The 2,288-nt window shown below is 57.5% G+C and carries 1 protein-coding gene; it reads right to left on the reverse strand.

Annotation, left to right across the window (positions count from 1 at the left end; translation table 11 throughout):
• On the reverse strand, positions 1 to 2,288 hold a 2,288-nt coding region (locus tag WMO26_RS13470), incomplete at both ends, for a rhamnogalacturonan lyase family protein (protein ID WP_349221144.1).

Below are 2,288 nucleotides of genomic sequence, written 5' to 3' on the forward strand. Positions count from 1 at the left end.
CCGTTGCGGTACATCGGGTCATGCATCAGAGTGCGGATGCCGTACTCGGTGGGAGCCAGAGAAGTCACGATCGCGATGGAATTGCCCTTGTAGAGCAGCACTTCTTCACGCCAATCGCCAAACACGTCGGCCTTCAGGGTCGGGGTGCTCTTGGAACCGGTGGAAGAAAGACCAGTTTTAAGGTACTGGCTCGGCTTGAAGGTTTCGTCGTCAATCGTGTAGATGGTAGAACCGTTTGCAGCCATGTGGGTCAGGCCGCTGCCGAACCAGATGGCGTTGTAGCCCTGGCCAATACCGCGGGCGGTATCGGTGGTAACCAAAACTTCGCCGGTAACCATGCTTCTGACGTTCTTGGTAGCGCTGGAGTCGCCGGCCTGGGCGCCCGGGAACTTGTTGGAGAAGTTACCGGCCACAGAACCTTCGTCGTCGTTACCGGTGAAGGAACCGTAGAGAACAGAATTTTCAGTGATGAGTTCGCCAGTGGCTTCATCAATGCGCAGGCCCTTTTGCGGATCGAAGGTGTTCGGGCCGGGCAGCCAGCCGAGCTGCTTACCGGTGTTCTTGTCGTCCCAGATGTACTCTTCGATACCGGTGAACTGCATGATCTTGTTGGTCTTGTCGACCGGGAGCAGAGCAGAACGGTCACCGTGGTTCAGGGGAGCCCATCTGTTGAGCGGGTTGTTGCGGGTAGAATCGCTGATGATCTCGAAGCCAGGGGTCATGAGCTCGCCGCCCATAGCCTCGACGCTCATGAACACGTCGCCGTTGATGACGTAAGGCAGGATCAGGCCCTTTTCTTCGTCCAGCTTGAGCTTCATGGCCTTCAGAACGAACTCGTCCTTGCCGTCGCCGTCCAGGTCAGCGGCCTCGGCAAAGTGGTTGCCGCGGCTGTAGTAGAGTTCCGGATCGTTGCCGAGGGTCTGGCAGGCAGGATCATCGGAATCGAAGTAGCCCTGCTCCACCAGCTTGCCGTTCTCGATGTAGTAAGCGGCAGCGGTGGTTCTCTGATAGTAGCCGCGCTGTACGATAGCAACGTAGTGCTCACCGTCGAGGGAGCCGGTCGCACCCGCCCAGCGGTTGGCCCGGTTGCCCTGAGAGTCGCCCCAAACGGACTTCTTCCACGGGTTTCTCAGCCAGTATTCTTCCGACTTGGCCATAACCTGAGTTTTGTAGCTGTCCAGGGTATCGTTGCCGGGAGCCGGCTCAGTGATGTAGCAGAAGTTACCGCGCTGGGTCATGGGATCCATCGACCAATCTTCGCCGTCCACGCTGCCCGCGGTGTAGGGGAATCTGTAGTCGACGCTGTCGACGATAACGCCCTTGCCGGCGTCTTCGTCATACTCGAACGCAGTGACGAATTCCTGGTTGTCCTTCATCTGGCCCATGCGGCCCACATGGTAAGACTTGATCCAGGCTTTCTGTTCCGGATCGTTGGGACCGTCGTTGCCGCCGCCGGCCGTGGGGCTGCGGTAGCAGATGTCAAAGCTGTTGAGAACGCCCCAGTAAGTATCAAGGGCTTCGTCGTTACCGGTTGCAAAATATTCCTTGAACTTCGTAACGGTGGAATTGAGGCCGTCCTCGCCGCCGACTACGGTGTCAAGGGTCTCCGGATACACAACCGTCTGAGTCGCTTCGTCCCAGTTACCGATCTGGGTGCCCAGAGCGGTCTTCAGGATCAGTTCGCTCTTGCCGTCGCCATCAAAATCCTGCACATACAGGTTGTTTTCATGGTCATTGGAGCAAGCAACGTTGTAGCCCATTTCCACACGGAACAGCAGGGTGCCGTCCATCTTGTAAACGTCAACGTATTCCACGCCGGTGTTAAGGTTCTTGGCGTTGTAGATCGGGTCGGAATACATCGGGTCGGTGCTGCCGGAACGCCACTTCATAACGATTTCGTACTGGCCGTCGCCGTCGAAATCACCCAGGGACATGTCCTGGGCAGAGTAGCCGCCGCTCATGGTGGTGAGGATGGAGCCGTCTTCGTTGTGCGCGTAGGGAAGGCTGGTACCAACGTCCAGTTCCTCCACGTACTTGATGAATTTGGCTTCCAGCTCGTAATACAGCGCGTCGCTGATGATGCCGTCGTTGCCCAGCACGTTGGACGGCTTCCAGTTTTCGTTGTTGTAATCGTTGAGCTGTGCAACCCAGGTATTCAGATCGTCCTGAGTAACCGGGGTCTTGGTGTCGTGGGGCTCACGGAACGCACGAAGCAGGTCCATGTCCACACGGTACCAGCTCTCCTGGTTTTCTTCCGAGATCGCCCAGGTTTTCGCGTCGTTGCCGCC

The sequence above is a fragment of the Solibaculum intestinale genome (genome assembly GCF_040096205.1).
Taxonomy (GTDB): domain Bacteria; phylum Bacillota; class Clostridia; order Oscillospirales; family Acutalibacteraceae; genus Solibaculum_A; species Solibaculum_A intestinale.